General features: G+C 59.5%; 19 protein-coding genes and 2 pseudogenes. 10 read left to right on the top strand and 11 right to left on the bottom strand.

Features of this window, described 5'->3' with window-relative positions:
* Window positions 1-613: 613 nt before the first annotated feature.
* Complete coding sequence (locus H2O75_RS10865; RefSeq protein WP_182175301.1) at window positions 614-967, bottom strand: hypothetical protein; 354 nt, start codon at window positions 965-967, stop codon at window positions 614-616.
* Between H2O75_RS10865 and H2O75_RS10870 the strand changes: the two genes are divergently transcribed.
* Window positions 884-1177, top strand: coding sequence for a hypothetical protein (locus H2O75_RS10870; protein WP_259365322.1), 294 nt, complete (start codon window positions 884-886; stop codon window positions 1175-1177). The genes H2O75_RS10865 and H2O75_RS10870 overlap by 84 nt on opposite strands.
* A 438-nt stretch (window positions 1178-1615) precedes the next feature.
* Here the strand turns inward: H2O75_RS10870 and H2O75_RS01325 are convergent, their stop codons facing one another.
* Together H2O75_RS01325 and H2O75_RS01330 are read right to left on the bottom strand one after the other, a co-directional pair.
* Complete coding sequence (locus H2O75_RS01325) at window positions 1616-2896, bottom strand: PDDEXK-like family protein (RefSeq protein WP_182172616.1); 1281 nt, start codon at window positions 2894-2896, stop codon at window positions 1616-1618.
* A 159-nt stretch (window positions 2897-3055) separates the two neighbouring features.
* Window positions 3056-3565, bottom strand: a complete 510-nt coding sequence (locus H2O75_RS01330; protein WP_182172619.1) for a hypothetical protein — start codon at window positions 3563-3565, stop codon at window positions 3056-3058.
* A 167-nt stretch (window positions 3566-3732) separates the two neighbouring features.
* Between H2O75_RS01330 and H2O75_RS01335 the strand changes: the two genes are divergently transcribed.
* The gene (locus H2O75_RS01335; protein ID WP_182172621.1) at window positions 3733-6642 is read left to right on the top strand and encodes a DUF3427 domain-containing protein; all 2910 of its coding nucleotides are present in this window, start codon (window positions 3733-3735) and stop codon (window positions 6640-6642) included.
* A 73-nt stretch (window positions 6643-6715) separates the two neighbouring features.
* Window positions 6716-6886: pseudogene (locus H2O75_RS10965) on the top strand (GmrSD restriction endonuclease domain-containing protein); the annotation flags it as partial.
* Between the two features lie 60 nt (window positions 6887-6946).
* On the opposite strand, the pseudogene H2O75_RS01345 reads toward H2O75_RS10965, so the two are convergent.
* Window positions 6947-7843 (bottom strand): annotated as a pseudogene (locus H2O75_RS01345) (IS3 family transposase); the annotation flags it as partial.
* A 424-nt stretch (window positions 7844-8267) separates the two neighbouring features.
* Complete coding sequence (locus H2O75_RS01350; RefSeq protein WP_220462751.1) at window positions 8268-9263, bottom strand: TerC family protein; 996 nt, start codon at window positions 9261-9263, stop codon at window positions 8268-8270.
* A 469-nt stretch (window positions 9264-9732) separates the two neighbouring features.
* On the opposite strand from H2O75_RS01350, the gene H2O75_RS01355 reads away from it, so the two are divergent.
* Together H2O75_RS01355 and H2O75_RS01360 are read left to right on the top strand one after the other, a co-directional pair.
* Window positions 9733-9936 carry a hypothetical protein gene (locus tag H2O75_RS01355; protein WP_182172630.1) on the top strand — a complete coding sequence of 68 codons (204 nt, stop codon included), beginning with the start codon at window positions 9733-9735 and terminating at the stop codon, window positions 9934-9936.
* Window positions 9937-10073: 137 nt separating this feature from the next.
* Entirely contained in the window at window positions 10074-12818 is a 2745-nt protein-coding gene (locus H2O75_RS01360; RefSeq protein ID WP_182172633.1) for a GmrSD restriction endonuclease domain-containing protein, read from the top strand.
* 155 nt (window positions 12819-12973) lie between these two features.
* Here the strand turns inward: H2O75_RS01360 and H2O75_RS10770 are convergent, their stop codons facing one another.
* The 3 genes from H2O75_RS10770 to H2O75_RS01375 form a co-directional block, all read right to left on the bottom strand.
* Window positions 12974-13726 (bottom strand): LPXTG cell wall anchor domain-containing protein, encoded by a 753-nt coding sequence (locus tag H2O75_RS10770; protein WP_220462752.1) that lies wholly within the window; start codon window positions 13724-13726, stop codon window positions 12974-12976.
* Window positions 13713-13928 carry a hypothetical protein gene (locus tag H2O75_RS01370; protein ID WP_182172636.1) on the bottom strand — a complete coding sequence of 72 codons (216 nt, stop codon included), beginning with the start codon at window positions 13926-13928 and terminating at the stop codon, window positions 13713-13715. The genes H2O75_RS10770 and H2O75_RS01370 overlap by 14 nt, the downstream gene beginning before the upstream one ends.
* Before the next feature lie 350 nt (window positions 13929-14278).
* The gene (locus H2O75_RS01375; RefSeq protein WP_259365274.1) at window positions 14279-15043 is read right to left on the bottom strand and encodes a GTP pyrophosphokinase; all 765 of its coding nucleotides are present in this window, start codon (window positions 15041-15043) and stop codon (window positions 14279-14281) included.
* Between the two features lie 284 nt (window positions 15044-15327).
* On the opposite strand from H2O75_RS01375, the gene H2O75_RS01380 reads away from it, so the two are divergent.
* From H2O75_RS01380 to H2O75_RS01395, 4 genes are all read left to right on the top strand, one after another.
* The gene (locus H2O75_RS01380) at window positions 15328-16818 is read left to right on the top strand and encodes a four-carbon acid sugar kinase family protein (protein ID WP_259365275.1); all 1491 of its coding nucleotides are present in this window, start codon (window positions 15328-15330) and stop codon (window positions 16816-16818) included.
* A gap of 70 nt (window positions 16819-16888) precedes the next feature.
* Window positions 16889-17785, top strand: a complete 897-nt coding sequence (locus H2O75_RS01385) for an NAD(P)-dependent oxidoreductase (protein WP_182172642.1) — start codon at window positions 16889-16891, stop codon at window positions 17783-17785.
* Window positions 17782-19149, top strand: a complete 1368-nt coding sequence (locus H2O75_RS01390; protein ID WP_182172645.1) for a GntP family transporter — start codon at window positions 17782-17784, stop codon at window positions 19147-19149. The genes H2O75_RS01385 and H2O75_RS01390 overlap by 4 nt, the downstream gene beginning before the upstream one ends.
* A gap of 115 nt (window positions 19150-19264) precedes the next feature.
* A complete protein-coding gene (locus H2O75_RS01395) occupies window positions 19265-20245 on the top strand; it encodes a DNA topoisomerase IB (RefSeq protein WP_220462753.1) in 981 nt (326 codons plus the stop codon).
* Here the strand turns inward: H2O75_RS01395 and H2O75_RS01400 are convergent.
* The 3 genes from H2O75_RS01400 to H2O75_RS01410 form a co-directional block, all read right to left on the bottom strand.
* Window positions 20242-20718 (bottom strand): heme-binding beta-barrel domain-containing protein, encoded by a 477-nt coding sequence (locus H2O75_RS01400; RefSeq protein ID WP_182172648.1) that lies wholly within the window; start codon window positions 20716-20718, stop codon window positions 20242-20244. The two genes, H2O75_RS01395 and H2O75_RS01400, sit on opposite strands and share 4 nt — an antisense overlap.
* A gap of 275 nt (window positions 20719-20993) precedes the next feature.
* Window positions 20994-22670, bottom strand: a complete 1677-nt coding sequence (locus tag H2O75_RS01405) for an NAD-dependent epimerase/dehydratase family protein (RefSeq protein ID WP_182172651.1) — start codon at window positions 22668-22670, stop codon at window positions 20994-20996.
* Between the two features lie 108 nt (window positions 22671-22778).
* A complete protein-coding gene (locus H2O75_RS01410) occupies window positions 22779-24197 on the bottom strand; it encodes a glycosyltransferase (protein ID WP_182172654.1) in 1419 nt (472 codons plus the stop codon).
* A gap of 259 nt (window positions 24198-24456) precedes the next feature.
* Here H2O75_RS01410 and H2O75_RS01415 point away from each other — a divergent pair, with 259 nt between their 5' ends.
* Complete coding sequence (locus H2O75_RS01415; RefSeq protein WP_182172657.1) at window positions 24457-25218, top strand: YggS family pyridoxal phosphate-dependent enzyme; 762 nt, start codon at window positions 24457-24459, stop codon at window positions 25216-25218.
* Window positions 25219-25355: the final 137 nt, after the last annotated feature.

Consider the following 25355-nt stretch of genomic DNA (forward strand, 5'->3'; position numbering starts at 1 on the left):
CGCTCTCCTCAAACTCTCCATTTCGGCGTTGAAGTCACAGTCAGGAAGTTGCATGGTCAGTGAGATAACTGATGCGGATCTTAATTATGCCAAGTGACATCGCGGCGCTTCGTGACGATGTAATTGTTGTTGATCAGAGCGGCCATACGTCGACAGAGATGCCAGGAGAGTACTTATCAGGTTGGGGTGCGAGTTCTTGATCGTCTTCATGGAGCCACACGTCAGATATCGGTGAGGTCCAGAAATGTGGAGTGACTCCGGCGGGCGTCGATAAGGCCTTGCTGAGACTGAGCCAATCCTTGTCGGAGTCGCCAGTGGCTACGGTAGCCGTGACGGATGGGAAGAACACCTTTGGCGATACCTTAACAATTCTCCTCGTTACCGATCGGAGGGAAGAAATTGGGGAATGCGAGGTTCAAGTTGATGCCTTCCTGGTCGACACTCTGACTACTTGACCAATGGATCCGCCCCACAGCATTCCAAGAGTACTCAACTGGACTTCTCGATTGAACATCCTTCGTTGCTCCGTGAAGTAGTCCTCCAGTCTGACCGTTTGACCTAGCCCATGTTTAGGGCGGACTTGGGCGTTATGGAGGACGAATTTGCGACTGTATTAGATGAGAGAATCAAGCGCTTCACCGTCGATAAGTTCAGTAGCGCTCTTTCCGGTCTTTGCTCTCAACTGTCGCAGGGCGAGATCGAGTTCGTTGATGACGAGTTCCCGGTGGCGACCCGCTGGATCCTCGTCAACCCCGACCAGAAGGTGGCCGCCTTCGTCCATGTCCGTCGAGTCCCTCGACGGTATCCGCAACGCGGCCTCGACACTCCTCGAGGCGGGCATGTCATCATCATCGTAACCCTGGGGGCCAGGGGAGTGCTGTGGATGACCAAGGAGAGGGAAGTCCTCCTTCCCGCCACTGAGGTCACCACCGGTGCCGGGGATGCTTTCATTGGCTGCTTCAGCCATTACCTCGTCGAGGATGGTGACGTTGTAGCCGCCCTGGCATGGCCAACATGTACGCGGCGCGCTCAGCCACCAAGCTGGGCACCCAAACCTCGTACGCGACGATGGAGGAGTTCTTTAAGAACCACGACACCGTCACCACCTAGGTGGGCAGACGAGAGGGGTGCAGAGTTCAACTCTGCGCCCCTTTTAGCTCTTATCGATGACGAGTAGCTCTCAGGTGAGGGAGCGTCGTGTCGGTGTCTCGTCACCCTGCCTGCTGGTAGTTCACCCCGTGGGCGATGACTCGTTGAGATCGGGAACGGTGGCGATCAACTGTCGGTCGCCGGTCCAAAGGAGGGCGGAACTGTGGGCGGTGACGAGGGTAGGTACGGGAATCGTCCCTGACTGGTGCGAATCATAGGCCTAGGCGATGGCACTGCTGCAGGAAGCGACCGCGGTCGCCACCTCGTGGAGGATGAGACCAGGGGTGGGGGCAGGGTTATCATGCTCAGCCCCGGCCTGACCATGCGGGTCACCGTTGGTTTCTCGCCGGCCGTCCTCGTTCCCGGCGGCGTCGCTATTCTCACGTGTCTCGCGGCCGCATAGCATCATCACCCGGATGCAGGCGGGCACTCCATTCGGGCACGTGGTAATTGCAAAGAGGCAATCTTAGACGGTGTCGGCGGGTGTCTGCGAGATGCGGGCTCGGTACCATTCCGATTGCACAAGCTTGGTCTCGAACTCCCGAATTCGAGCAAGCCCAGCGTTGAGAGAGTTATCCAATTCGACCAGGTCTTCAGGCGAAACATTCCTCGGATCCATTTCCATGGTCGTCTCGGGTAGCAGGAAGATGTTGTACAGTCTGTCGCGCTTGTTATGGCCGGCCAGTTTCCACGGACTTTCCGCAGCCGTCCTCAGATATTCCGCTGTTTCAATTAGCTGAGACTTTCTGTTTCCAATTGCTGATGATTCGTTGAAGACAAGTTGGATATTAAACTTGATACCTGAAGGCTTGCTGTCAATCGCAAGTTCGTAGTTCCAAAACGTCAGCCCATCCCAAGCGTCAGTTTGTGAGGTTTTGGGGAGCAGATTCAGCATCGTTTCTGTATAGAAGCGATAGCGGAACCACGATCCCTTTTGGTCCGGGCGCGACTCGGATGCGAAGGAGGGAAGGTTCTCCTTCCCCCACTCGATGACTTTTGCCTTAACGAGTTCTGAATCGTCGGGGAGATGCTTGATGATCAGATCGATGGCTTTCTGGTGCTTACGATAGATACGTGCAACGATGTCAACGAGTTCGGGATCGGTCACGATATTTCTCCTGATCATGTCAATGTAGGAATCGATGAGCAATTCGGCTGTCGTGGTGAGCTGCGCACCCGATCGCGCCTGCGCGATGATGTCGATGAGGTCGGTGTAGGACATGGAGGCCCACTGATCAGGATTCGACGACTCCGCGCCGTCTGGGGTGAGGTACACCCGCAAGACATCGTAACCGGGGAAGTTCTTGTCGATGATCGATTGGTAACGACGGAGCTGGTTGTCGTGCTCGCCCGACCAGATCTTGTTTTCGAAAGCGACCAGAACTGTGTCCCTGTCATTGACCGCCAGGATGTCAATGTGTTCGTATTCGCGTCGGATCTCGAAGTTGACCGGATCCAGTAGGAGCACCTTAAAGACGAGGGGGTCATCAACCAGCGATTGCGAGGCGACATACTGGAAGAGGTGCTCCAACACTGCGCCGTGAAGACCGTGGGATTCCATCGGATCCAAGAGCCAGCTGATCATCGTAGAATGGCGGATTTCGTTGTGCGCTAGATTCAGGATCTCAAAGATGTTGTCACGCACGAGCCACGGGTTAAGTTCCTCGAGCGACGCAACATCGAGCAGAAACGCTTGGAGGGCTTGCCTGCCCTCCGTGTTCGCTTCTTTATCGGCGCCACGTGTCATGAATTGAGCCTATCTATGTTTCGGTCAGTATTGGGACACTTTCGTAGAGCCAAGCCTCGGTTCGTAGCGTCGCCTCCTTCGACCGGATGACTGTCGTTACGTCTGTTGTTGGCCGGTGATCTAAGGCTGTTCGGTCGGCAAGGTTGTTTGCCTCGTCCATTAGTGACCAGGTGTCTCCTGTCGCGATCGAATGCTGGCCAGGCCAAGGGCTCTGCCTCGCTCACGTGGATCATCGAAGAAGTAGGGGAGAGTGTGATCCTCGAAGAACTCACGAGCGGTGATAAAAGCTTCCTCAACCGTACTCGGGTCATAGCCAAGAGCGACCGCTTCTGGCATTGAGGCTTGTGAATAGCGTCGTGTCAGTTTCATGAAGGTGCGGCAATCATCGTCTTCGTCGGGCCCGAGGTGTTCGATGATGGAGGGGTAGAAAACCGCATATTCCCCGCATCCCACACAACGATTCATATCCTCGAAGAATCTCCAGTAAGCATCCTGAATACTTCGGCAGTGCTCGTGGTAAAGCTCGCGAACGAACCATGCAGCGTTCTCGCCGGGCACATGTTCGAAGGGGCGAATGTCAGGCTTGTACCACCAGTAGCTACTAATTCGCCGATCAGATGCGTTGATCCAGGCGAATGGCGTAACGATGCCTCCCAGATCCGATTTCATATTGTCCCCTTACTGCGTATTCCCACGGTAGGAGAGGCTGCGGACACGTATGGGCGAGCATTTTTCGGGGACGGGCCGGTACTTTGCCGTCCTGGTCGGTCACACGTGGTTTTGACGATCAGAGCGCCGCGTTTCGGCTACGCTGCTCTGTAGGCGAAAGGAGCGGGATGACTGAGCAGTCAGCGGTGTACACCGATACTCTTTTCGGTTACATCAACCGCACTCTTCCCGCCTCAAAGAAGTACTCTCCTCAGCTCATCTCCAACACCGGTGAAGCGACGATGCTCACCGCGATCAACTCCCTGCTGAGGAGCTGTCAATCTTTTGTCTTCTCTGTTGCCTTTATTTCTTCCGATGGTTTGGCGGCCCTCAAGAATGCTCTTGTGGAGAGGGGGGCGCGTGGCACGATCATCACCTCGACGTATCTGGACTTCAACGATCCCGACGATCTTCGCGAGCTCCTCCTGCTGGAGAACTGCGAGGTGTACCTGGCGGATGAAGACCGGGGCTTCCACGCCAAGGGCTACATCTTCAACCACGAGGCTGGTACCACCGCCATTGTCGGCTCGTCGAACCTGACCGCCCATGCCCTCAAGCTCAATGCTGAATGGAACCTCAAGTTCTCCGCTGAACGGGACGGTGACGTGGCGAGCCAGCTTGCGGCTGCTGTGCAGTTCCAGATCGGGCGCGCTCAGCCGCTGACTGAGGAACTTATTTCCGCCTACGAGCGGCGCCGCCGGCGCCGTGTCATCGTCACTGCTGACGATGACACTCCCTTGGAAGCAAACGATTCGAGGGTCGTCATTCGCCCGAATGCCATGCAGGCGGATGCTCTCGAAGAACTCGACAAGCTGTATGAGGCAGGGGAGAAACGCGGGCTCATCATCTCCGCCACCGGTACGGGCAAGACGATTCTCGCTGCGCTCGCGGTTAAGAACTTCGATCCTCATCGTGTTCTCTTCCTGGTTCATCGTGAACAGATTGCGAAGAAGGCGGCGCTGGAGTTCCAGAAGGTTCTGGGCCTTGCCGATCACGAGATCGGGTTCTTCGGTGGAGGAACGCAGAACGTGGATGCTCGCTTCAGCTTCGCGACCGTGCAGTCGCTGTCCAAGGGGGACAACCGGCGCATGTTCGCCCGCTCCCACTTCGACTACATCATCATCGATGAAGTGCACCGCAGTGGTGCCGGCACGTACAGGAAGCTCATCGACTACTACACGCCAGGCTTCCTTCTTGGCCTGAGTGCAACGCCGGAGCGTACGGACGGGTTCAACATCTTCGAACTCTTCGACTACAACGTGCCCTACGAGATCCGGCTCCGGGATGCTCTGGGAGCGAAGATGTTGTCACCGTTCCATTACTACGGGATCACTGATTACACGGATGGTTCACAACGGTCGATGACCCGGCAGTCCAGGTTGGAGGAGCTCACGAGCGATGAGCGGGTCGACTACATCGTTTCCAAGCTTCGGGCCTACGGGCGTGTCCGCGGTGTCTGCGGCCTCATCTTCTGCTCGCGGAACGAAGAAGCGACTCGATTGGCATCCATGCTCAACGAGCGTGCCATTGATGGTCGACCACTGCGAACTCGGGCACTGTCTGGCGCGAACACCCAAGAAGAGCGTGAGCAGGGCATCGATGACCTCACCCAGGGCCGTCTCGACTATCTCATCACCGTCGACATCTTCAACGAGGGCATCGACATCCCCGCCATCAACCAGGTGGTGCTCCTACGACCCACCCAGTCCGCCATCATTTTCACCCAACAGCTCGGGCGCGGCCTGCGCAAAGCTGCGGGCAAGACACACGTGCGCGTCATCGACTTCATCGCGAACTACGACACGAACTATCTCATTCCCGTTGCCCTGGGTGGTGTCCAGGACGGCTCGAAGAACACGGTGCGCAAACACGTGAGGAGCCCGGATGTTCAGGGCGCCTCGACCATCAGTTTCGAGCGCATCGCCCAGGAGCGAATCCTCTCCTCACTCGACAAGGTGAAGCTGGCGGGTCGCCGCGAAATCCGGCACGACATCAACACGCTCATGCAGCGCCTGCAGAGGGTCCCTCGGTTGGGCGACTTCGTCAACTTCGATCTTCTGTCCCCAGATATCGTCGCAGCCAGCGGCCAGCCCTTCAACTACTGGTCCCTGCTGCATCTCCTCAAGTTCGTCGGCCTTGGGCCAACGTCACTGGAGAAGAACTTCTTGTCTTTTCTCTCAGTGGAACTGCTGGCAGGGAAGCGCCCCCACGAGTTGCTCATTCTCCGGGAGTTGCTCAACCGTGGTGGCCACATGGGGCGGACGGATGTTGCTTCCCTGTTGGACGGGGCCGGCACGACATCCTCTCCCGAGGTCGTTACGTCCGCTGTGCGGGTGGTCACCGGCAAGTTCTTCAAGGATATTGACCGTGCTCGTTTTGGTGGCGTCGCGCCTGCGACCATCGATGATCGCGGCCTCGTGCTCGATCCGGATGTCGCCAGCCTGTATCGCGCGTACAAGCCGACGGACGATTTGCATTCGATCGAGTGGGCGACGTCCTTCCGTGCCCACGTTGATGATCTCATCGACACGGGGCTCCGACTGTGCAGGATCCGAGGCAACTGGCAGGGTGGCCTCAACCTTGGCGACCAGTACACGCGTAAGGACGTGTGTCGCCTGCTTGGATGGGACCAGAACGAGACCGCCACCATGTTCGGATACAAGGTGGATGAGAAGACGAAGACTGCCACGATCTTCGTCACCTACCACAAAGGGCCAGATACTGACCTGTCTGTCTCCTACGAGGACGGGTTCCTCAGTCCACGAGACATGGTGTGGTTCTCAAAGTCAGGCAGAACGACGAGTAGTCCGCTGGAGAAGAAGATTCTTTCGGGTGCCTACACCATCCACCTGTTCGTGAAAAAGCACGACGCCGAAGGAGCCGAGCACTACTACCTCGGTACTGTCGATCCGCAGGGTGCTGTCGATACGTTCATGCCCGGCAAGGACAAGGATCTGCCTGTCATCAAGGTCGACCTTGAGCTTGACTCCGCAGTTGAAGAATCGTTGTACGAGTACCTGCTCAGTACCGACTCGTGAGAACTGTGCCCAGATGTGTCGGGGTCGCAGATACGATGATAGGCGAGACTAACCGCGCGGGAATGGATATCCAATGAAGGGCATTGTTCAAAGTATTACGAAGATCTTTGACGGAAAGAGCCTGGAACTCATCGTTCCCGTCTATCAGCGCAACTACGACTGGACACAGAAGCAGTGTGAACGACTCTTTGATGACCTCGTCGATGTGGCGCGGTCGGAACGAGAGAAGCACTTCTTCGGCGCGATAGTTGGCCATGCTGAGACGTCAGAAGGGTCTGCTGAAGGTTTAGGTGACAGCTTGTTTTCATGCCGCTGTTGCGGCGGGTGTGTTCATCATGGTTTCGAATTCGATCGGAGTCAAACGTCCCAAGCCTGCTTGTCGGCGCCGACGATGATAGGTCCCTTCGATCCAGGCCATGATCGCACCGCGCAGCTGGTCACGAGTGGCCCAGCGCTGACGATCGAGAACGTTGTTCTGTAGCAGAGCGAAGAAGCTCTCCATGGCTGCATTATCACCAGCAGCCCCGACCCGGCCCATTGACCCGACCAGTCCGCGGCGATTCAGCGCGACCAAGAAATCTCGGCTACGGAACTGCGAGCCTCTGTCGCTGTGGACGACACAACCGGCAACTGGCCCGCGTATGCTGACTGCGTTTTCCAGTGCGGCCACGGCAAGATCAGATGTCATGCGAGAGTCCATGGAATAGCCGACGATCTTGCCAGAGAAGGCATCCTTGACCGCGCACAGGTAGAGCCGGCCTTCATCGGTCCAGTGCTCGATAATATCGGTCAGCCACAGCCGATTGGGCCCATCAGCAGTGAATTCGTGCCGGACCCGGCCGTGTTCATCGATCCGGACGCACAGGTCGTCGTGGACCGCAGGTCCGGGCTTCTTTCCATTCTTGGCCCGCTTCTTGCCAAACACTGACCACCAGCCGTTATCGGAAGCAATTTTCCACGCGGTGCGATCACTCATGTCTTGACCTGCTTCGCGTGCCACATCAGCTAACAGGCGATGTCCGAACCCAAGATCAGCCCGGTGGGCATCGAATAAAGTGTTGGCACGGTAGGCTTCCACGAGCTCGGTATCGGTGATTGGATTGGCCAGCCACCGGTAGTAGGGCTGACGGGCAAGCTTTAAGACCCGGCACGTGACCGTAACGGGGATCCCGTCCTCGGCGAGCTCGCTCACGAGCAGGTAGTGAATCGCTCTGGGTTTGGTGGAGATTCTGATGTGCCCAGGCTTTAACGGAGTTGGTCTGTTGGAATCTTGGTAGCAGCGCCACCAAGAAGGAGGCCGGCTATGAGCTGTTGCCCGAAACCATTCAGACGCAAGGTCCTCGACCTATTTGCTGACGGTATGCCTGTGAAGCCTGTCGCAGAGGACCAGGGCCTCAGTTAGCAGACTATCTATAACTGGCGCAGACAGAGTCTCAATGACCGAGGTGAGCTTTCGGGTATGACCAGCACCAAGCAGGTTGAACTTGGCAGCGCGAAGCGTCGTATCCGTGAGCTGGAAGAGGAGGTGCGAGTCCTGGTTCGAGCGCGGGAGCTCTTAAAAGAGGTGCCTGACCCGAAAGGGTCTACGCGGCCAGCAAGGTGATGGCCGCGGAACGTCTCCCCGTTCAGCGGCCCCGCCACACAGGCTCTAGGATGGCGTTCTCTTCTTCGGTTGCGACCCGGAACGGAGGATCTGTCGGACTAGGTAGTGCTTTTCGCCCTTGTCCGCGCGTTGCACGGAGGCTAGCAACGATCGAGATGGTGATGATCGTTGCGACAACCGCGAGGGAGAGGGTTGTGGGAATATAGAAGATGTCGATCTTGAGCAGCATCTTGATACCAACCCAGATCAGTACCAAGGCGAGGCCGATCTTGAGGTAGATGAAGCGGTGGATCAGATCGGCCAGCAGGAAGTACATCGCCCGCAGGCCGAGGATCGCGAAGGCGTTAGCAGTGAAGACAAGGAACACTTCGTCAGTCACCGCAAAGATTGCCGGGATTGAGTCAACCGCGAAGACGATATCCGTGACCTCGACCAGTACAAGGACAGCGAGGAGTGGGGTAGCAAGGAGCACGCCTCCGCGGCGTACCAGGAGCTTCTGACCGTGGTAAGCCTTAGTCATTGGAACGAAGCGGTTGAATACTCGCAGAACGGCAGACTTCTCGGGATCCAGGTGTTCGTTGCGCTGGCGAATCATCCGGTAGCCGGTGTAGAGCAAGAATGCGGCAAAGACATAGAGGATCCAGGAGAAGTTCTGGATCAACACGGATCCGGCAGCGATGAAGATGACACGGAAGACGAGGGCGCCCAAAACCCCGAGGAAGAGCACTCGGTGCTGGAACTCTCGAGGGACGGCAAAGTAGCTGAAGATGATTGCCCAGACGAAGACGTTGTCGACCGCGAGCGACTTCTCAATGAGGTAGCCGGCGAAATACTGTTGGCCGAATTCTGCACCCCACGCCATCCAGACGATGACTCCGAAGGCGACCCCGAAGGCAACCCAGATGCCGGACCATACGGCTGCCTCCCGCACACCGATCACATGGGCGTGGCGGTGGGAAAATAGATCAATCGCGAGCATGACGACAATGAAGACGAGCACTGCGGCCCAAACCGACACAGGAACATCCATGATAAGACCTTTCCGATCATTCGATCGGAGGTCTCTCCCGGCCCTGTCAAAGGACCCGCTCGCCGGAACTCCCGTAGGTGGAGCCGTAGTGACGACGAGACGTTGGTGGGATACTCCCCTCCTTGGGGATAAATGAAACCTAATTTGGAGTTTGACGCAAGACCTCATTTTGCATCTGTATCGTCACGTCCCCACGCTGCGACGGTGCGATACTCGAACGGTAAAGTCTTGGCAGAGATGCAGTGGCACGTAATTCAGCATGCCCCACTTGAGGTACTACCATTCGGCTTGAGATTGCTCCCATCCATGCAGGTCCGAGCCAATTCGTTCACCTCAACACTGACAAGTTCTGGAGATTTGCACTGGGGCCTAAGCTTCAGAAGGTCGACCCGCGATTATGGCTACCTATCGGGGCATTGACGGTGATTGGTGACAGAGAAGTTTCTATTATGTGAGCATGCGTTTTCGCATCTTTCTGGCCACCGTGCTCGGGTATGGTGTGGTCATGGCGAAACACTCCTGGCCGTATCGCGACGTGACGGCTTTATACCGATTAACGGTTTCGCGCTATATGCCACAGAACGCGTTGATGATTCTGAACCTTGTTGAGGTGACGGAGTTCTCGCTAGAGAGTCAGAGCGGCGTCAGATCCTATCGATAGTCCTGTCTCTTCTGCTCATTGGACATAGTGCACTCACTTTGTTGATGTCTGCATCGTCCCCCAACGAGCTGCTATTGCCAGCGATTCCGCAAGAACGTTTAACCCTGTCACACTGCTAAAGCTATGGAGGAACCCGTATGAAGGGGAACGTCAAAGACATCTACACCGTTTTCGACGGCACTGACAAGGAGCTAATCATCCCGGTGTATCAGCGCAACTACGACTGGGGTGAAAAGCAGTGCGAACGTCTTTTCGACGATCTTGTCGATGTTGTTAAGAAGGATCGACCAAAGCACTTTTTCGGAGCAGTGGTTGGAAAACCTGAGACGGGATTTTCGTGGGTGGTCATCGATGGTCAACAGCGTTTGACGACCACCAGCTTGCTCATGTTAGCGCTGTCGAACTCGCTATCGCGCGGCATAGTCGAAGCGGATGACCCAGAACTCTCCGCCAAGATCCGACGAAACTATCTTGAAGGTTCCGGCTCGTTCATATCGAAGGAGTCGAAGATCAAGCTCAAGCCGGTTAAGCACGATTTAGAGGCATATCGAGCGCTTCTGGCGGACGAGGAGCCGGTCGAGAAATCGTCGGTGACGATAAATTATCGCTACTTCATGCAGAGAATCGCCGAGAGAGAGCTGACCGGGGATGAACTGTGGGATGCAATTCGGCGACTGGAGGCGATGATTCTTGATTTGGAAGCGCACGATGACCCGCAACGTATTTTCGAGTCACTGAACTCGACAGGTAAGGAGCTCAAAGAGTCTGACAAGATCCGAAACCTGGTCCTTATGGGGATGCCTTCCAAAGAACAAGATCACCTCTACGAACATTTCTGGAACCGTATGGAGCACAATGTCCATTTCGACACGGACTCTTTTGTCCGCTTGTTCCTTGTTTCAAAGACGCGCAAGACTCCGCGTCTCGACACAGTCTACGAGGCCTTCAAGGAATACCTCGAGCTTTCAGATATGCCCGTCAGCGATCTACTGGACTCAATGCGGAGCTTCTCCGAGTACTTCCGGGACCTGAATTCTGCCACGACTGGCATTGCGCGCGCCGATGCTCGCTTGCGTCGATACAACCTTTTGCGGCACGAAGTCACCATGCCAGCCCTCATGCCGCTTCTTGGAGATTTCAGGGCGGGGCAGATCAGTGCGGATGACTTCGCTGACACAATAGAACTTGTTGACGCGTATCTCTTCCGCCGTTTAGTGGTAGGAGTTCCGTCGAATGCGCTGAACAAGATCTTCGCGACGCTCTACAGTGATGCTCGGCGCTTGCGAACAGAGGGTGCGAAGATTGCTGACGTTATCGCCTACCTGCTACTCCGGCGTGCAGACACGTCAGGCAGATTCCCAACTGATGAAGAGTTTCGGGAAGCATTCTCCACGCGAAGCTTCTTTAGCTTCACGGCGAACAATCGACGGTACCTCTTCGAATGTTTGGAAAACACTTGGTCGAAGGATAACCGGGCCATTGCCACCGCCCTCGAACGAGGAGATCTGAGTATCGAGCATATTATGCCGCAAACTTTGACGAAGGACTGGCGTGAAGAGCTTCGGCCAGATCCAGAAAGAGTCCACCAGACCTGGCTGCATCGCATCGGAAACCTCACGGTCACGGGTTACAATTCCGAGTATTCCAACGCATCTTTCACGGCGAAGAAGACCGTCGAAGCTGGATTTGACAGCTCCCCATATCGGCTCAATGAATACATCAAGCAGACGTCCACCTGGACGGAAGCCGATATTCGCCATCGCAACGAGGCCCTAACGAGTGTTGCGCTCAGCTATTGGCCAATGATCGACACGGAATTTGAGCCTGTTCGAGAGCCTTTGCCGACGTTGCCAATGGGCGATGACATTTCATTCACAAACCGCGTAATCGTCTCATTTGAGTATGACGGTACGACCACCACCGTCAAGAGTTTCAAGGACTTAACCCGACTGGTGATCCGCCAGCTAATGGCGGGAAATCGGGAGTCGATTTACGAGTATGCGGCGGGCGGTGGCCTCGGTTTCACGCTTGGCAAAACAGGCAGTAATCGATACCAGGAAGAACTGGCACCTGAGTTGTGGGTGGCGGTTAGCAATTCGACCAATGAGAAAATGAGTATCCTCCGCGCATTGTTCAATCATCTGAACTTCGATACCGACGACTTGGTCTTTACCTTGCGCCCGTACCAGGATGATGAACTTGAACCTGCCGCCGAGAACCCCTATGGGGAACTGTTGAAGTTCCTTCCCCTCATCGAGTCACTGGAGGGCACCCAAGCCACTGAGAGTGACATCGCCGATCTACGGACAGAGTTCGGAAGGGTGTTCACTGACTTCGAACTCGAGGGCTGGAGAGAAATCAAGGGCAGACGCGGCTATGAGCAACTTGCGGACGCAGGAAGCGTTGAGAGTTTCTCCGTGGAAGAAGCTCTCGCATCAATCATGATGACTAAAGAGATCGAGGACTTAACTCCCGGAATTTTCCATCAAACTATTGTTGAGGGCTCATTGGCGCGCTGGTTGAAGCGGATCGAAGATCTCACGGCTTCAAAAAGAGCGACTGGAGGCCGGAATATTGCCTCAATGTGGGAACAACTCCAACAAATCGTCGAAGAAATTCCCCGAGGTAAATGGGTTAGCTACGGCGATCTGGCGAAGGCGGTGAAATCAGCGCCGCAACCCGTTGGAAACTACATCGCTTCGAACCGCATGAAGAACGCACATCGAGTCTTGCGAACGGATGGAACGATTAGTGATGGATTCTCCTGGTTGGATGAGAACGAAACGCGTTCACCGCGCGATCTCCTGTCACAGGAAGGCATTGTGTTTGACGAGGCCGGTCGAGCGTCTGCTGCTCAGCGATGGTCGATTCCTGAGAAATAACATCGAAATTATGCCGATCGTCAGAGTCGCGACGCAAGCTGCCACATAGTCCAAGCTCAGACTGACAGAAGTGGTAGCCGATGAAGCTATTGGAAAGAGGGGGTCATCCGAGCAGTGCCCGGACGACCCCCTCGAGGTGTCGCGCAGAGGTGTGTTTATCCTTCGCGGCGACGTTGGATGGCTACTAGTGCGATGCCGGCGATGATCGCGATCGCGCCGACAACGCCCGAGGTCGACACGGAAGCACCAGCATTCGGCAGTGCGCTATTTGAATCTTCGCGATCAGCCTCGACCGTTGGCTTGGCCGACTCGGTCGAGTTTGACGGCTCCGACGGATCTGTCGGTTCAGCTGGTTCCGTGGGCTCGGCCGGCTTTGTCGGCTCTGTCGGTTCAGCGGGTTCTGTCGGTTCTGCTGGATCAGTCGGTTCGACCGGGCATTCCTCAGCCAGCGTGAAGGTCTTGGTGGCCTGCTCGCCTTCCTGCTGGAAGTTTCCGTTGTAGAGGAGGCCGTACTTCACGATGTAGGTGCTGCCAGGGGTGAGTTCATCGAAGGTTCCCTTGATGGGCAGTGCGTACGTGGCGCCGTTCTCGCCCTCAGGCAGTTCCTGAGCCGCGATTTCCTTGCCGGTGTAAGAGCCGTCTTCGTTGAAGAGGCGGAGCACGCGCGGGTAGAAGTAGGCTTCAGTGCGGCCGGGAATCCCGCCTGTTACCGCAACGGTGTCGCAGGTTTGTGGGGTTCCCTCAACGTAGCCGCCCCGGACCTGAGTGCACGCGTAAGCGGTTGGCCTGAGAGACCCATCGATCTGAATGGTGATGCCGTTTGAGCCATCGAGGCCCGTGAAGACGAGTGGATCGCCGAAGTTGGCGGGGCCTTCGTGAATGGTTGTGGTCTTGTCACCTGATGGCATATGCCGAGAAGTTGGTGTCGGCGGGGAAGTCGTTTGTTGAGGTGATGGTGAATGTCGTGCAGTTCGCACTCCAGTTTCCGGTGATCGAGGGCTGGGTGTCAGCGTGTGCCCTGCTGCTGAATCCCAGAGCAAAGATACTCACGGTCAGTAAGACGAGAGCGGATACGACGGTGAGGGCATGGTAGCTCCGTCGGCGGCTCATGCTTGCCTTGAGTCCTTTCTAAGCGATGGTTACTGAAGGAGCAATGAGAAATTAGCAGACCCTGACTTCTTTCGCATGCCGAAAGAAACGTGGCCTTGCCCATCGCGTCAATCGCCCGATTCCTCTCTCTGACCGTGCGTTTCGCCGCGACTGTGAACCGTTGGCACTGCGAAATGCCGTCCATACGGTGCTGTGGCGGAGAGAAAGCAAAGAGGGTGGCGCTCGTAGTGCTCTTCGATCGCGGATGATGCGCGCCAGCCGTGCGATTATCTCCCTCTGCTCGTCACCTGGAGAAGTTGCCAGGAAGAGTACAGGGTGTTCAATCCTCTGATGGTTCGTGTGCCTTAAGGTCAGTCTTCTTGGTAGTTCTTCGACAGAATCCAGAATCGGTGCAGCAAGTCATCATCGATATTGTCGTGCACGCCTTTGGCGTCATCGAGGCTTGTGGCGCCGTGAACCTCGGTGTGGAGCTCCTCCATCTGACGATCGAGGCTGCCAGCGATGGTCGCGGCGTTTTTGAGGTCCGTGGCGAGATGAGAAGGGACATCCCCGTCGTATTTGTAGAAGATCTTGTGTTCGAGGCTTGCCCAGAAGTCCATCGCGATCGTTCTGATCTGGATTTCGACCGTGACAGGTACCGGCCCGGTCGAAAGGAAGACGGGTATTTCGACAATGGCGTGGAGGCTTCGATAACCGTTGGGTTTCGGATCGGCGATGTAGTCCTTCATGGCGATCACGCGCACGTCTGACTGAGAGGTGAGTGCCTCGAGGACGCGGTACGTGTCGGAGATGAAGCTGCAGGTGATGCGGATGCCGGCGATGTCGGTGATGTTCTCCTTGATCGCGCTGAGCGACGGCTCGAGTCCGCGCCGGGAGACCTTGTCGAGAATGCTCTCGGGCGACTTCACCCGGGAGGAGACGTGCTCGATCGGGTTGTATCTGTGCAGGTGGAGGAACTCTGTTCGAAGGATCGATACCTTGGTGAGGATCTCATCGACGGCGAACTGGTGCTCCATGATGAGCCGCGTGAAGTCGTCTCGCATTTTGCGTGCGAAGGCGATCTGTGCGGGATCCGGATTGGGTTCGACTACTCTCGCAACGCTGCTTGATTTCACGCCGATTCTCTCTTCTTGTCCGACCGAACCTTCAGTCTATCGAGATGTCGTGGAAGAAGCCCGAACAATTCCTGACCGCAGGCATGGATAGGGCAGTCCATCACCCTATCGCCACAGGGACCACGGGAATCTCGAGCGCCTCCGCGATGCTCCCGCTAAACGGAGCACTCGCCCGCGCCCACTGCGATGTGCCTGTCACGGGAGAGGTGAGCATGTGTGTCAACGGTTCTGCGCGAAGGTGACGTTTTCTGTGCTTGTCTTTTCCTTGGGGGAAGCCTAGGGTAATGCCAAGACCTCAGAGGTCAGAGCACAAGGAAGTGTGGGTAGCAATGGTTCAGAAGAATCTTGATGAGTTGTTGGCGGGCGTTGCGCCCGCCGTGAGCATTCGCGCGGCAGACGTCGTCGAACGCCGAAAAGAAGAAGGCGACAGCGTTGTCTACGTTGTCCTCGATGACGACCCGACGGGGACGCAATCGGTTGCGGACCTGCCAGTCCTGACAACCTGGTCGAGGGACGACTTCGCGTGGGCGTTCTCCACGGGACGCCCCGCCGTCTATGTCATGATCAATTCCCGATCCCTCGCGCCTGCCGATGCGGAGCGAGTCAACAGGGAAGCGGTGACCGCCGCCCTCGCGGCCGCCGGTGAGGCCGGCATCGACATCGCATTCGTCTCACGATCGGATTCAACCCTGCGGGGCCACTTCCCGCTCGAACCGGCCACGATTCGCGCCGAGATCGAGGCCTCGAGCGGAGCCTCGATCAACGGCATCGTCGTCGTTCCCGCCTTCGGTGATGCTGGCCGCATCACCATCCACGGAACGCACTATGCCGGGTCGGCCGCGGCCGGCTTCACCCCCGTGGGGGAGACGGAGTTCGCGAAAGACGCAACCTTTGGCTACTCTTCTTCCTACCTTCCCGAGTGGGTGGCAGAGAAGACCGGCGGTGATATCCCGGCCGACGACGTGCTCGTCCTCGACATCAACACTCTCCGCACAGACAGCGCGGCAACACTCGATCTGCTCCTATCGGCCCAGGACGCAAGGGTCATCGTCGTCGACATCGTGACGGAGGAAGACCTTCTCCTCCTCTCGATGGCACTGATCGCGGCCGAGAAACAAGGCTCCCGGTTTATCTACCGGGTGGGCCCGCCCTTCGTTCGAGCGCGGATCGGACAGGATGTCCACGCTCCTCTCACAGAGGCTGAGATCGCCGCCGCACGAGGAGATCGCGATCTCGCGGTTGGCGGCCTCATCGTTGTCGGCTCCCACGTTGGCCTGACAACACGGCAGCTCAACACTCTGCGCGAAAGGCGGGCCCCCGCCGAGTTCGAGATCGATGTCCGCCAGGTCATCGATTCGGGCGGGGTGGAGGACTACATCGAGAAACTCGCAGCCGATGTCGCGGGCGCTCTCGATGACGGCAACGTTGTGCTGCGAACTTCGAGAACCCTCGTGACGGGAGCCGACGCAGACTCCTCCCTCGACATCTCCCGCCGCGTCTCGGCAAGCGTCGTCGATACCGTCAAGCGCGTCCTTGCCGCGAAGCCGCCCCGCTTCGTCGTGGCCAAGGGAGGCATCACCTCCTCCGACGTCGCCTCGAAGGGGCTTGAGATCCGCCGAGCTGTCGTTGTCGGCCCCATGCTCCCCGGCATCGTCTCCCTCTGGACGGGACAGGACGGACCCGCCGCCGGAATCCCCTACATCGTCTTCGCCGGAAACGTGGGCGATGACTCCTCGCTTGCCGACGTCGTCGACAAACTATCTGCTCAAAACTAACTGCGGTCTATCTATTCATCACTACCTGCGGTGCGACGACGCACCCATTCATTGACTCAAAGGAGAGAAAATGTCGACCACAATTGCCGTCCTCGGCCTCGGCGCGATGGGCCTGGAAATGGCGAGCTGGCTCGCCCAAACGTTCACTGTTATCGGTTACGACATCTCGGATGATCGGATGGCGCTCGCGGGGAGCAGAGGCGTGACCTGCGTTCAGTCCTCCCGCGAGGCCGTGACCGACGCGGACATGGTTCTTGTCGCCGTCCGCAACCGAGCACAGCTCGATGAGCTCCTGTTCGGCACGGAAGGCATCGCCTCCCACATGAAGGCGGGCTCCGCGATCATCTTGACCTCGACGATCGGCATCACCGCCGTCGAGGATGTGGCTGCGCAGCTGTCGGAGCTCACGATCGGCCTTGTCGATGCTCCCGTCTCGGGAGGTCCCGTGCGTGCGGGCAAGGGAGACCTGCTCGTGACGGTTGGCGCCTACGAGGCTGTCTACGAGCAGGCGAAGCCTGTTCTCGACGAGATGGCGTCGACTCTCGTGTGGGTGGGGAAGGCTCCCGGCAAGGGGCAGTGCATGAAGACCGTCAACCAGCTCCTGTGCGGCGTCCACATCGCTGCGGCCGCTGAGGCTCTTGCGCTTGCCGGCAAGCTCGGACTCGACCAGTCCGTCGCCCTTGACGCCCTCATGTCCGGCGCGGCCGCGTCCTTCATGCTCGGAGATCGTGGCCCGCGTGCGATCGAGACCTACCAGGGCGAGAACGCTGAGGTGAAGTCCCGCCTCGACATCTTCGTCAAGGACATGGGAATCGTGACCGATGCGGCGAAATCGGTGGGGATGGCCGTGCCGGTCGCCGCTGCCGCAGAACAGGAGTACCTGCTCGGCTACGCCAACGGCCAGGCCGCCATGGATGACTCCTCTGTCATCCGTGTCGTCGCCCCCGAACAGCCGGTGCAGCCATGAGTGCTGGTGCACTGCTCGGCATCGCCATCGGTGCCATTATCGTCCTCCTGCTGCTTGTCATCAGGATCAAGATGTCGGCCTTCGTCGCGATTCTCCTCGTGGCGTTCGGGACGGCTCTTGCCACGGGAATCCCTGCTGAAGAGATCGTCCCCACCCTCCAGACCGGCATGGGGAATACTCTCTCCTCTGTCATGATCGTCGTCGGCTTGGGCTCCATGCTCGGCAGGCTCATCGAAGCATCCGGAGGTGCGGATGCTCTCGCGACCCGCTTCACCGCCGTGCTGGGGGAGAAGCGGGTGATCGCGGCGGTCACTGCGGCGGCCTTCGTGCTCGGCATCCCCGTCTTCTTCGATGTCGCCTTCATCATCCTTGCCCCGATCGTCTTCGGCTTCGCCAGGATCGCACGGATCAACCCGCTGAAGATCGGCCTGCCTGTCGCGGGCGTCCTGCTCACGGTCCACGTAGCCCTCCCGCCACATCCCGGCCCCGTGGCCGCCGCCGGCATCACCAATGCCGATGTCGGCATGATGCTGATGGTGGGCCTCCCGCTGTGCGCCGTCACTGGCGTGATCGGCTACTTCGCGGCGAAGCGTGTCAACGTCGAAGCGATCTCCCTTCTCGAGTCGCCCGCCACGGCCGCTCCACGAGTCGAGACCGACACGTCTGCCTCGGCGACAACGACGCGCCGGGCAGCCATCGGGGCTGGCACTGTCCTCATCCTCATCCTCCTGCCGATTCTCCAGATCATGGCAGGGACGGTCGGAAACACGATACTCGAGGAAGGATCGACCGGCCAGCGGTGGCTGGGGATGGCGGGAGCATCCGCGATCGCACTCCTCACGGGTGTCATCGTCGCCTACCTCGTGATCGGGCACAAGATGGGGTGGTCGCTCGAGAAGAGGGGCTCGATCCTCGACTCGGCTCTCCCCGATGTTGCCGTCATCGTGTTCGTGACAGGTGCGGGCGGCGTCTTCGCCAACGTTCTCGTCCAGTCGGGCATTGGGGCCGCCCTGTCACAGACGCTCGCCGATCTCGACATGCCGATCATTCTCGCGGGCTTCCTCATCTCCCTCGCCCTGCGCGCCTCCCAGGGATCGGCAACCGTTGCGATCCTGACAGCGGCGGGCCTCATGGCTGAACCAATCGCCCAGGCAGGCTACTCGAGCCTCGAGACCGTCCTCGTCACTCTTGCCATCGCCTTCGGCGGACTCGGTCTGTCCCATATCAACGACTCGGGGTTCTGGATCGTCACAAAGTATCTCGGTCTCACCGTCAAGGACGGTCTGCGAACCTGGACAGTGCTCTCCACCGTCTTCGGCCTCACAGGCTTCCTGCTCACATGGGGTGTGTTCACCCTCGTCTGAGCCCGGCACCAGAGAAGCCCACACCGATATCCCCGCCAGCGGCGGGGATATCGGCATGCCGGGCGAGAACCTGGCAGCCGCTGTAGATTTGTGTCCCACAGGGAAGGGGCTGGTCATGGCGTTGGAGCGTGTTGAACCGGGACGGGGCGGTATCACCCGGAAGAGAGCAGGCCGAGGTTTCAGCTATGTCTCCGCAAACGGCCGGAAGATCACGTCGCGGGCGATCCTCTCCCGGATCGATAGCCTTGTCATCCCGCCCGCCTGGAATGATGTGTGGATCGCGTCGAAACCCAATGCCCACATTCAGGCCACCGGGGTGGATGAGGCTGGCCGGCGCCAGTATCTTTATCATCCGATGTGGCGGGAGATGAGGGACACGGAGAAGTTCACCCGGTCACTGGCCTTCGCCCAGACCCTCCCCACCATCCGCCGCACGATCACGAGGGATCTCAAGCGCGGCGATGGGCGAACGAGGGCCCTTGCCGCCGCCCTCAGGCTGATCGACCGTGCGGGCCTGCGGGTGGGCGGGCAGGAGTATGCGGAGGAGAACGGCTCCTTCGGGGCCTCCACGCTCCAACGCCGCCACGTCACGATCGAGGGCGACATTGTTCGGCTGCGGTTCAAGGGGAAGTCCGCAAACGACTGGGATGTTGTCCTCGACGACGAGCTTCTCCTCGAATTCTTCACAGACATTCCGAAGAGCCCTCGCAGCGCGCCCGCGATCTGCTATTCGATCAGAACAGGGCGGCGCAAGGAATGGCACGGGGTCTCTGCCTCCGATATCAACGCCTACCTGGGAGAAATCACGGGGCATGGTTTCACGGCGAAAGACTTCCGCACCTGGCAGGGAACCGTCGTGGCGGCACGTGCCCTCTGGACTGCCTCGAAGAGCGGATTGACCTCTCCGGAAGCGGAACGCGCAGCCATCAAGGAAGCGGCCGCTGCGCTGCACAATACCCCCGCGATCGCACGCGACTCCTACATCAACCCTCGAATATTCGAACTGTTCCAGATGGGGGAGGTTGCGAACTTCACGCGTCAGTCCGACAGGGCTGTCATCGCTCTGCTGGCCAACAATCCTGCAACGGCAGGCTAGTCCGAGACGCGAATCAGGTGAGACGAGAGATGGTTCGTCATCGATTGCCCCACCGCCGCCATCGCAAAGCTCGTCGTGAGGCGATCCCCCGAGAGGCGGTACTCCCGCTCGGTCGCCTCAACGATCTTCGCGGTTGCCGTGTTCATGACCTTGCCGCGTACCGCGAGAATGAGCTCCCCGCCCTCCATGACCATCGTGCCCTCGGCGAGCTCGGTCTGGCCCGTGGGCTGGGCAAGGGTGAACTCGATGATCCTGGGGGCTGGCAGCCGCAGGTAGCCCGTCTCCATGTGCATGGCCTGCCCTGAGAGGGACCATGTGCGCTGCTCGTACGCGAGGAACGGCTTACCCACGTTCGTGAACGTGAGCTCCTCCGTATATTCGAAGGAGGTGATCGTCGGGTACCGCCCGAAGGCCGCACCCCGCCACGTGCCGATCAGGGGGCGCAGCGGTTCCAGTTGTGCATGCAGGTCCATAGCTCCACTCTAATGGGCGGGGAGGGCGCTTCGCTCACCTGTCCTCCCGCCTGCCCGATGGCTCTTGAGGAATCTTGATCGCCCCGGCACTGCGGGGAGAGCGCACCCGACGGGGCGGCGGGGGGCTGGATACGCTGGTGGCCCCGCTGACTGCGGGGCCACCAGGCCCTATCGCTTCGTGACTGGGCTCGTGTCCGGGTGGATCACTGGCAGGGACTCATCGCCGGATCATTGTCGTGTTGACTGTGCCTTCTCCTCGCGAACCCGAGGTTCGCTCATGATTCCTCCGAGTTCTGAGGTCCGAACGTCGAGATGTCGTGCCGGAAGGCTCTCCTCCGAGCGTACTCGTGAACCTCGTCCAATGTTGCGATTTGTTGCCATGCTTCTTCCTGGAGGGTGGCGAAGATGGTCGGGTCGAGGCCCATCGTCTCCGCGTTGTCATGGAGGGCCTGCCAGCCGCCGAGCTTCCCCATGACTGCGCTTCGCATGAGTTCCGCCTCGAGGACGAGCGTCATGGGTGAGCGGGAGATGATCCGGTTGTTGAGCTTGACCCGCCCGGCGTGTTCGCCGAGCCAGGCCAGGGCCTGCCGGTAGGGCTTCCGTTTGAGCCCCAGATCGTCGATGATCTGTACGAGCAGTGCCCGTTCCCGGCGGATCTTGTCGGCAACCTCGGAGATCTGGGAGAAGACTGGGGTGTCCGCGAACGCTTCCTCCATGCGTTCGATCCGCTCGAGGCCGGCGGTCGCTCCCGTCAGGTGATCAGAGAGATAGAGCTCGATGAGCTTCCGATCAGCATTCTGGTCTGTGTGGCGGCCGAACTCTCCATCAGCCCCATCCTCTGTGCTGGACTGCCCAGCATTCGACTCTCCGCCGTGGCTGATCGGAGTGGAGGTGCCGGGAATCGTCGCATGGTCGCGATCGCGTGCCCGGAGGGGGATGGAGTGCCCGCCCGTGCCCTTGACCATCCCGTCGATGAGTTCGCGCAGAGCATCGGCCGCGGAGTGTCGGGGCTGCCAGCCCAGCTCCGTCTTGGCACGGCTGTTGTCCATCACCGGCACCGAGACGCCCATGTCCAGCCATCCCTCGTCCATCGCCACCATTCCCGTCTTGTGGCTGGCCGCGAGTGCGGTGCGAACGAGTGCCGTGGGAAGCCGCACGATGCGGGAGCGACCGAGAATGGTGGCAACGCTGTCGGCGGTGAGAGTGTCATCGGCGCAGATATTGAACGCTCCCGGGGCCCTCGTGACGACTGCGGCTGCGAAGGCGGTGCCGAGATCGTCTGCGTGGACCGCTTGGATCGTGTCGAGATCTTCTGGGAGCGGCAGGACTGGGGGAGTGCCCTTGCTGAGGAGATGGACGGGAACCTTGTCGCCGAAGAAGTACCTCTGGATTTCCGAGGATGCGAGAGCCTGGAAGATCAGGGCGGGTCTTATCCGTGTGACTGTGATCTGGGGGTAGGCGAGAGAGAAGTCGTCGAGGAACCGCTCCTGGGCGGCCTTGTCCACGCTGTAGTGGGAAGTGGGTATGCCCCCTGTCGGCCACGACTCATCGCGCGGCTCCCCGCCCGAATCGGGGGAGTACGAGGCGATCGAGGTGGCGACGATGAGATGGCCGACCCCGGCCTCGGCGGCCGACTGGGCAACGTGAGCGGTGCCCAGGACGTTGACTCTGCGCAGCAGGTCTCGCTGCGAGTTCGGCTGAATCAGCCAGGCAAGGTGGATGACAGTGTCGGCCCCGTCGAAAGCCGCCCGCAGGTCGGCTCTCGCCTCGTCCTCATCCACAGCCCCGCCGATATCGATCGAGGCCCAATCGCACGCGTTGTATGGAGCCTTCTCGACGTCAGGGGCCCGCCGTGCGATGGCGAGAATGGAATCGACCTCGCGGGTTTTGTGCAGGGCTGAGAGGACGGCCGTCCCTGCGTTCCCTGTCGCTCCGACAACTGCGACGTGCATATGCTCTCCTTCGGTTGATGGAAAAGTAACCCTAGTCACATCTTGGTGGGGAAGCGAGAGGTCGGGCACGTCGTGTGAGCGCACACGCTGCGACCGTGGGCAGGATGCTTAGACACGCGTGCTTCGCACCCGATCGTCCTCTCCCGTCTCCCTCATCTGCATCTGGCGCTGGCGCGCCTGCTCGACGCGGGCGGCCAGCTTCACCCGCACAGCCTCGTCGCTCAGGGCGCGGTCGCGCCGGCGCACGCGCTCCGTTCGGTCATACTCCCGGCGGTCGTCGATCTCTTGCGGTGCGCTCGGTGGCATGGAGACACGATCGAGGAGCCGGCGGTATGCGTCCTCTGTTGCTCCGGCCACGGTGCCCCACGAGTATCGAGTGCGGACGCGCTCGACTCCATTGGCTCCCAGCCCGCTGGCGAGCTCAGGGTCGTCGAGGAGGAGTGCGGCCGCCTTCGCAATCGCATTCGGGGCATGAGGGGGAACGAGAAGCCCCGTCACGCCATCGACCACACTGTCGGCAACTCCTCCCACTTTGGATGCGACGACGGGCACCCCGCATGCCATCGCCTCAAGGGGGACGATCCCGAACGGCTCATACCAGGGCGTGTAGGTGACGAGCGCCGCCGAGCGGATGATGGCGGGCATGGCGGAACGGGGGACCTGCCCGCGGAGGATCACCCGTTCTCTCAAGCCGAGCTCGTCTGCGACCTCTTTCAACCGCAGTGCCTCGGGATCGTCCCCTATCGAACCGGCGGACGATCCGCCCACGATGTGCAGGTCGACATCGTCATAGCCTTGGCGGGTGAGATGTGCGAGAGCGCTGATCGTGAGGTCGATGCCCTTCCTGGCCACGAGCCTGCCGACGGTGACGATGCGGCGGCGTCCCTGCGTGTCCTCCGGCGTGCAGTCCGGCCGGAAGAGTCGCAGATCCACCCCGCTGGGGATGACGACTGTCTTCGCGGCATCCACTCCCATCGCCTCGATCTCGCGCACCTCGTCGTTGCAGGTGGCCACGAGAAGGGCCGCGTCGAGAGCGACGGACGGTTCGAGCCGTGCCCGCTCCGGCGGGCTCGTGTCGAGTGCTCCCTGATGGCGGCGCTTCACGGTTCCAAGAGCGTGGAACGTGTGAACGAGCGGGACTCGCCCCAGTCCGCTGCCGTCCAATGCTTCACGGGCTGCAATGCCCGACGTCCAGAAATGGGAGTGCACGATATCGGGGAGCGCCTCGGGATGCTGCCCCCAATAGGCGGCGATGCCGCGGCCAAGGGCAGGCATGAAGGGAAGGAGAGCATCGCGCGGCACGTAGGCGCGGGGGCCGGCCTCGATGTTGACGATCGTGACGCCGTCACGCAGGAACACGACGGGCGGCAGGGCGTCGTCATCGCATCGGGTGAAGACCGTGACGCTGTGTCCGCGGTCGGCAAGGGCTGTCGCGAGCGCTGCAACGTGAACGTTCTGTGCGCCGGCATCGACGCCTCCGAGAGCGGCAAGCGGGCTCCCGTGCTCAGAAACCAGTGAAATCTTCATGGACGGGCTTTCCGAAACCCGATGCCCTTGTGGGGCTGAGGTCTCTGTGTTCGGGGCGCTGTGAGCGTCGTCGCTCCCCACCATCTGACTATCATTTCCCCGGAAAATCAAGTGCATTTTTAGTGAAAGCAGTGGTCAGAGCCTTGTTTGGGGTTGTCGGATCCGATGTAACTCCCGGTATCGTCCCATTCCCGAGAACCCAGAAGGTGTCCAGGATTCTCCCAGATTCGTAAAGTCGATGCTCGTCACTACGATGGTCATGACAGGAAGGGGAGACGTGGTGGATACTGCCATGACGGTCGAGGACTTTTCGCGAAACATCGATGCCGTTCGCACCCGCATCGACAACGCCGCTCTCAGAGCGGGCCGCGACCCGGCGGAGATCCGCCTCCTGCCCGTCTCGAAGACCGTCCCCGAGGACCGGCTGCGCCTCGCGATCGCCGCGGGCTGCCACGAGCTCGGGGAGAACAAGGTTCAAGAGGCGCGGCGCAAGCACGCAGCCCTCATCGATGAAGACGTTCGCTGGGCCATCATCGGCCACCTCCAGACCAACAAGGCGAAAGACGTCGCAGCTTTCGCAAGCGAGTTCCATGCGCTCGACTCCCTCCGCGTCGCGGAGGCGCTCGATCGTCGACTGCAGGCACTCGGCCGGAGCCTCGACGTGTACGTCCAAGTCAACACGTCCGGGGAGGAATCGAAGTACGGCCTCGAGCCCGACGAGCTCATGGGAGTCCTGTCCGAGCTGAAGAACTGCACCGCGCTCAACGTCCGTGGGCTCATGACTCTCGCGATCTTCACCGACAATCGCCGAGAGGTCCGTGCCTGCTTCTCGCGTCTGCGGACCCTCCGGGATCGAGCGAGAGAGACCGACCCCGATCTTCTGGGCGCTGAGCTGTCGATGGGAATGTCGGGAGACTTCGAGATCGCGATCGATGAGGGCGCGACCGTCGTGCGGGTCGGCCAGTCGATCTTCGGACGCCGCCCCACGGCAGACAGCGAGTACTGGCCCACATCCCCCTGAGGGCGTACCAGGCCCAGCCCCACCGATCTGACAGCTTCTCTCGGTCAGGCCCAGACACGACCTGGATATTGCCGTCCTTCGTCCACTCCAAGCGAATGTGCCAGGGTGAATCCTTGGGGAGGGACGAATGTGCGTGT

The organism is Flaviflexus equikiangi (genome assembly GCF_014069875.1).
In the GTDB taxonomy this organism is placed as follows: domain Bacteria; phylum Actinomycetota; class Actinomycetes; order Actinomycetales; family Actinomycetaceae; genus Flaviflexus; species Flaviflexus equikiangi.

What these genes read in the sequence shown, in the direction of transcription:
- H2O75_RS10870 (WP_259365322.1), top strand. Translation starts at nt 884, where the DNA reads ATGACCAAGGAGAGGGAAGTCCTCCTTCCCGCCACTGAGGTCACCACC.
- H2O75_RS10865 (WP_182175301.1), bottom strand. Translation starts at nt 967, where the DNA reads ATGGCTGAAGCAGCCAATGAAAGCATCCCCGGCACCGGTGGTGACCTC.
- H2O75_RS01325 (WP_182172616.1), bottom strand. Translation starts at nt 2,896, where the DNA reads ATGACACGTGGCGCCGATAAAGAAGCGAACACGGAGGGCAGGCAAGCC.
- H2O75_RS01330 (WP_182172619.1), bottom strand. Translation starts at nt 3,565, where the DNA reads ATGAAATCGGATCTGGGAGGCATCGTTACGCCATTCGCCTGGATCAAC.
- H2O75_RS01335 (WP_182172621.1), top strand. Translation starts at nt 3,733, where the DNA reads ATGACTGAGCAGTCAGCGGTGTACACCGATACTCTTTTCGGTTACATC.
- H2O75_RS01355 (WP_182172630.1), top strand. Translation starts at nt 9,733, where the DNA reads ATGCGTTTTCGCATCTTTCTGGCCACCGTGCTCGGGTATGGTGTGGTC.
- H2O75_RS01360 (WP_182172633.1), top strand. Translation starts at nt 10,074, where the DNA reads ATGAAGGGGAACGTCAAAGACATCTACACCGTTTTCGACGGCACTGAC.
- H2O75_RS10770 (WP_220462752.1), bottom strand. Translation starts at nt 13,726, where the DNA reads ATGCCATCAGGTGACAAGACCACAACCATTCACGAAGGCCCCGCCAAC.
- H2O75_RS01370 (WP_182172636.1), bottom strand. Translation starts at nt 13,928, where the DNA reads ATGAGCCGCCGACGGAGCTACCATGCCCTCACCGTCGTATCCGCTCTC.
- H2O75_RS01380 (WP_259365275.1), top strand. Translation starts at nt 15,328, where the DNA reads ATGCCAAGACCTCAGAGGTCAGAGCACAAGGAAGTGTGGGTAGCAATG.
- H2O75_RS01385 (WP_182172642.1), top strand. Translation starts at nt 16,889, where the DNA reads ATGTCGACCACAATTGCCGTCCTCGGCCTCGGCGCGATGGGCCTGGAA.
- H2O75_RS01390 (WP_182172645.1), top strand. Translation starts at nt 17,782, where the DNA reads ATGAGTGCTGGTGCACTGCTCGGCATCGCCATCGGTGCCATTATCGTC.
- H2O75_RS01395 (WP_220462753.1), top strand. Translation starts at nt 19,265, where the DNA reads ATGGCGTTGGAGCGTGTTGAACCGGGACGGGGCGGTATCACCCGGAAG.
- H2O75_RS01400 (WP_182172648.1), bottom strand. Translation starts at nt 20,718, where the DNA reads ATGGACCTGCATGCACAACTGGAACCGCTGCGCCCCCTGATCGGCACG.
- H2O75_RS01405 (WP_182172651.1), bottom strand. Translation starts at nt 22,670, where the DNA reads ATGCACGTCGCAGTTGTCGGAGCGACAGGGAACGCAGGGACGGCCGTC.
- H2O75_RS01410 (WP_182172654.1), bottom strand. Translation starts at nt 24,197, where the DNA reads ATGAAGATTTCACTGGTTTCTGAGCACGGGAGCCCGCTTGCCGCTCTC.
- H2O75_RS01415 (WP_182172657.1), top strand. Translation starts at nt 24,457, where the DNA reads ATGACAGGAAGGGGAGACGTGGTGGATACTGCCATGACGGTCGAGGAC.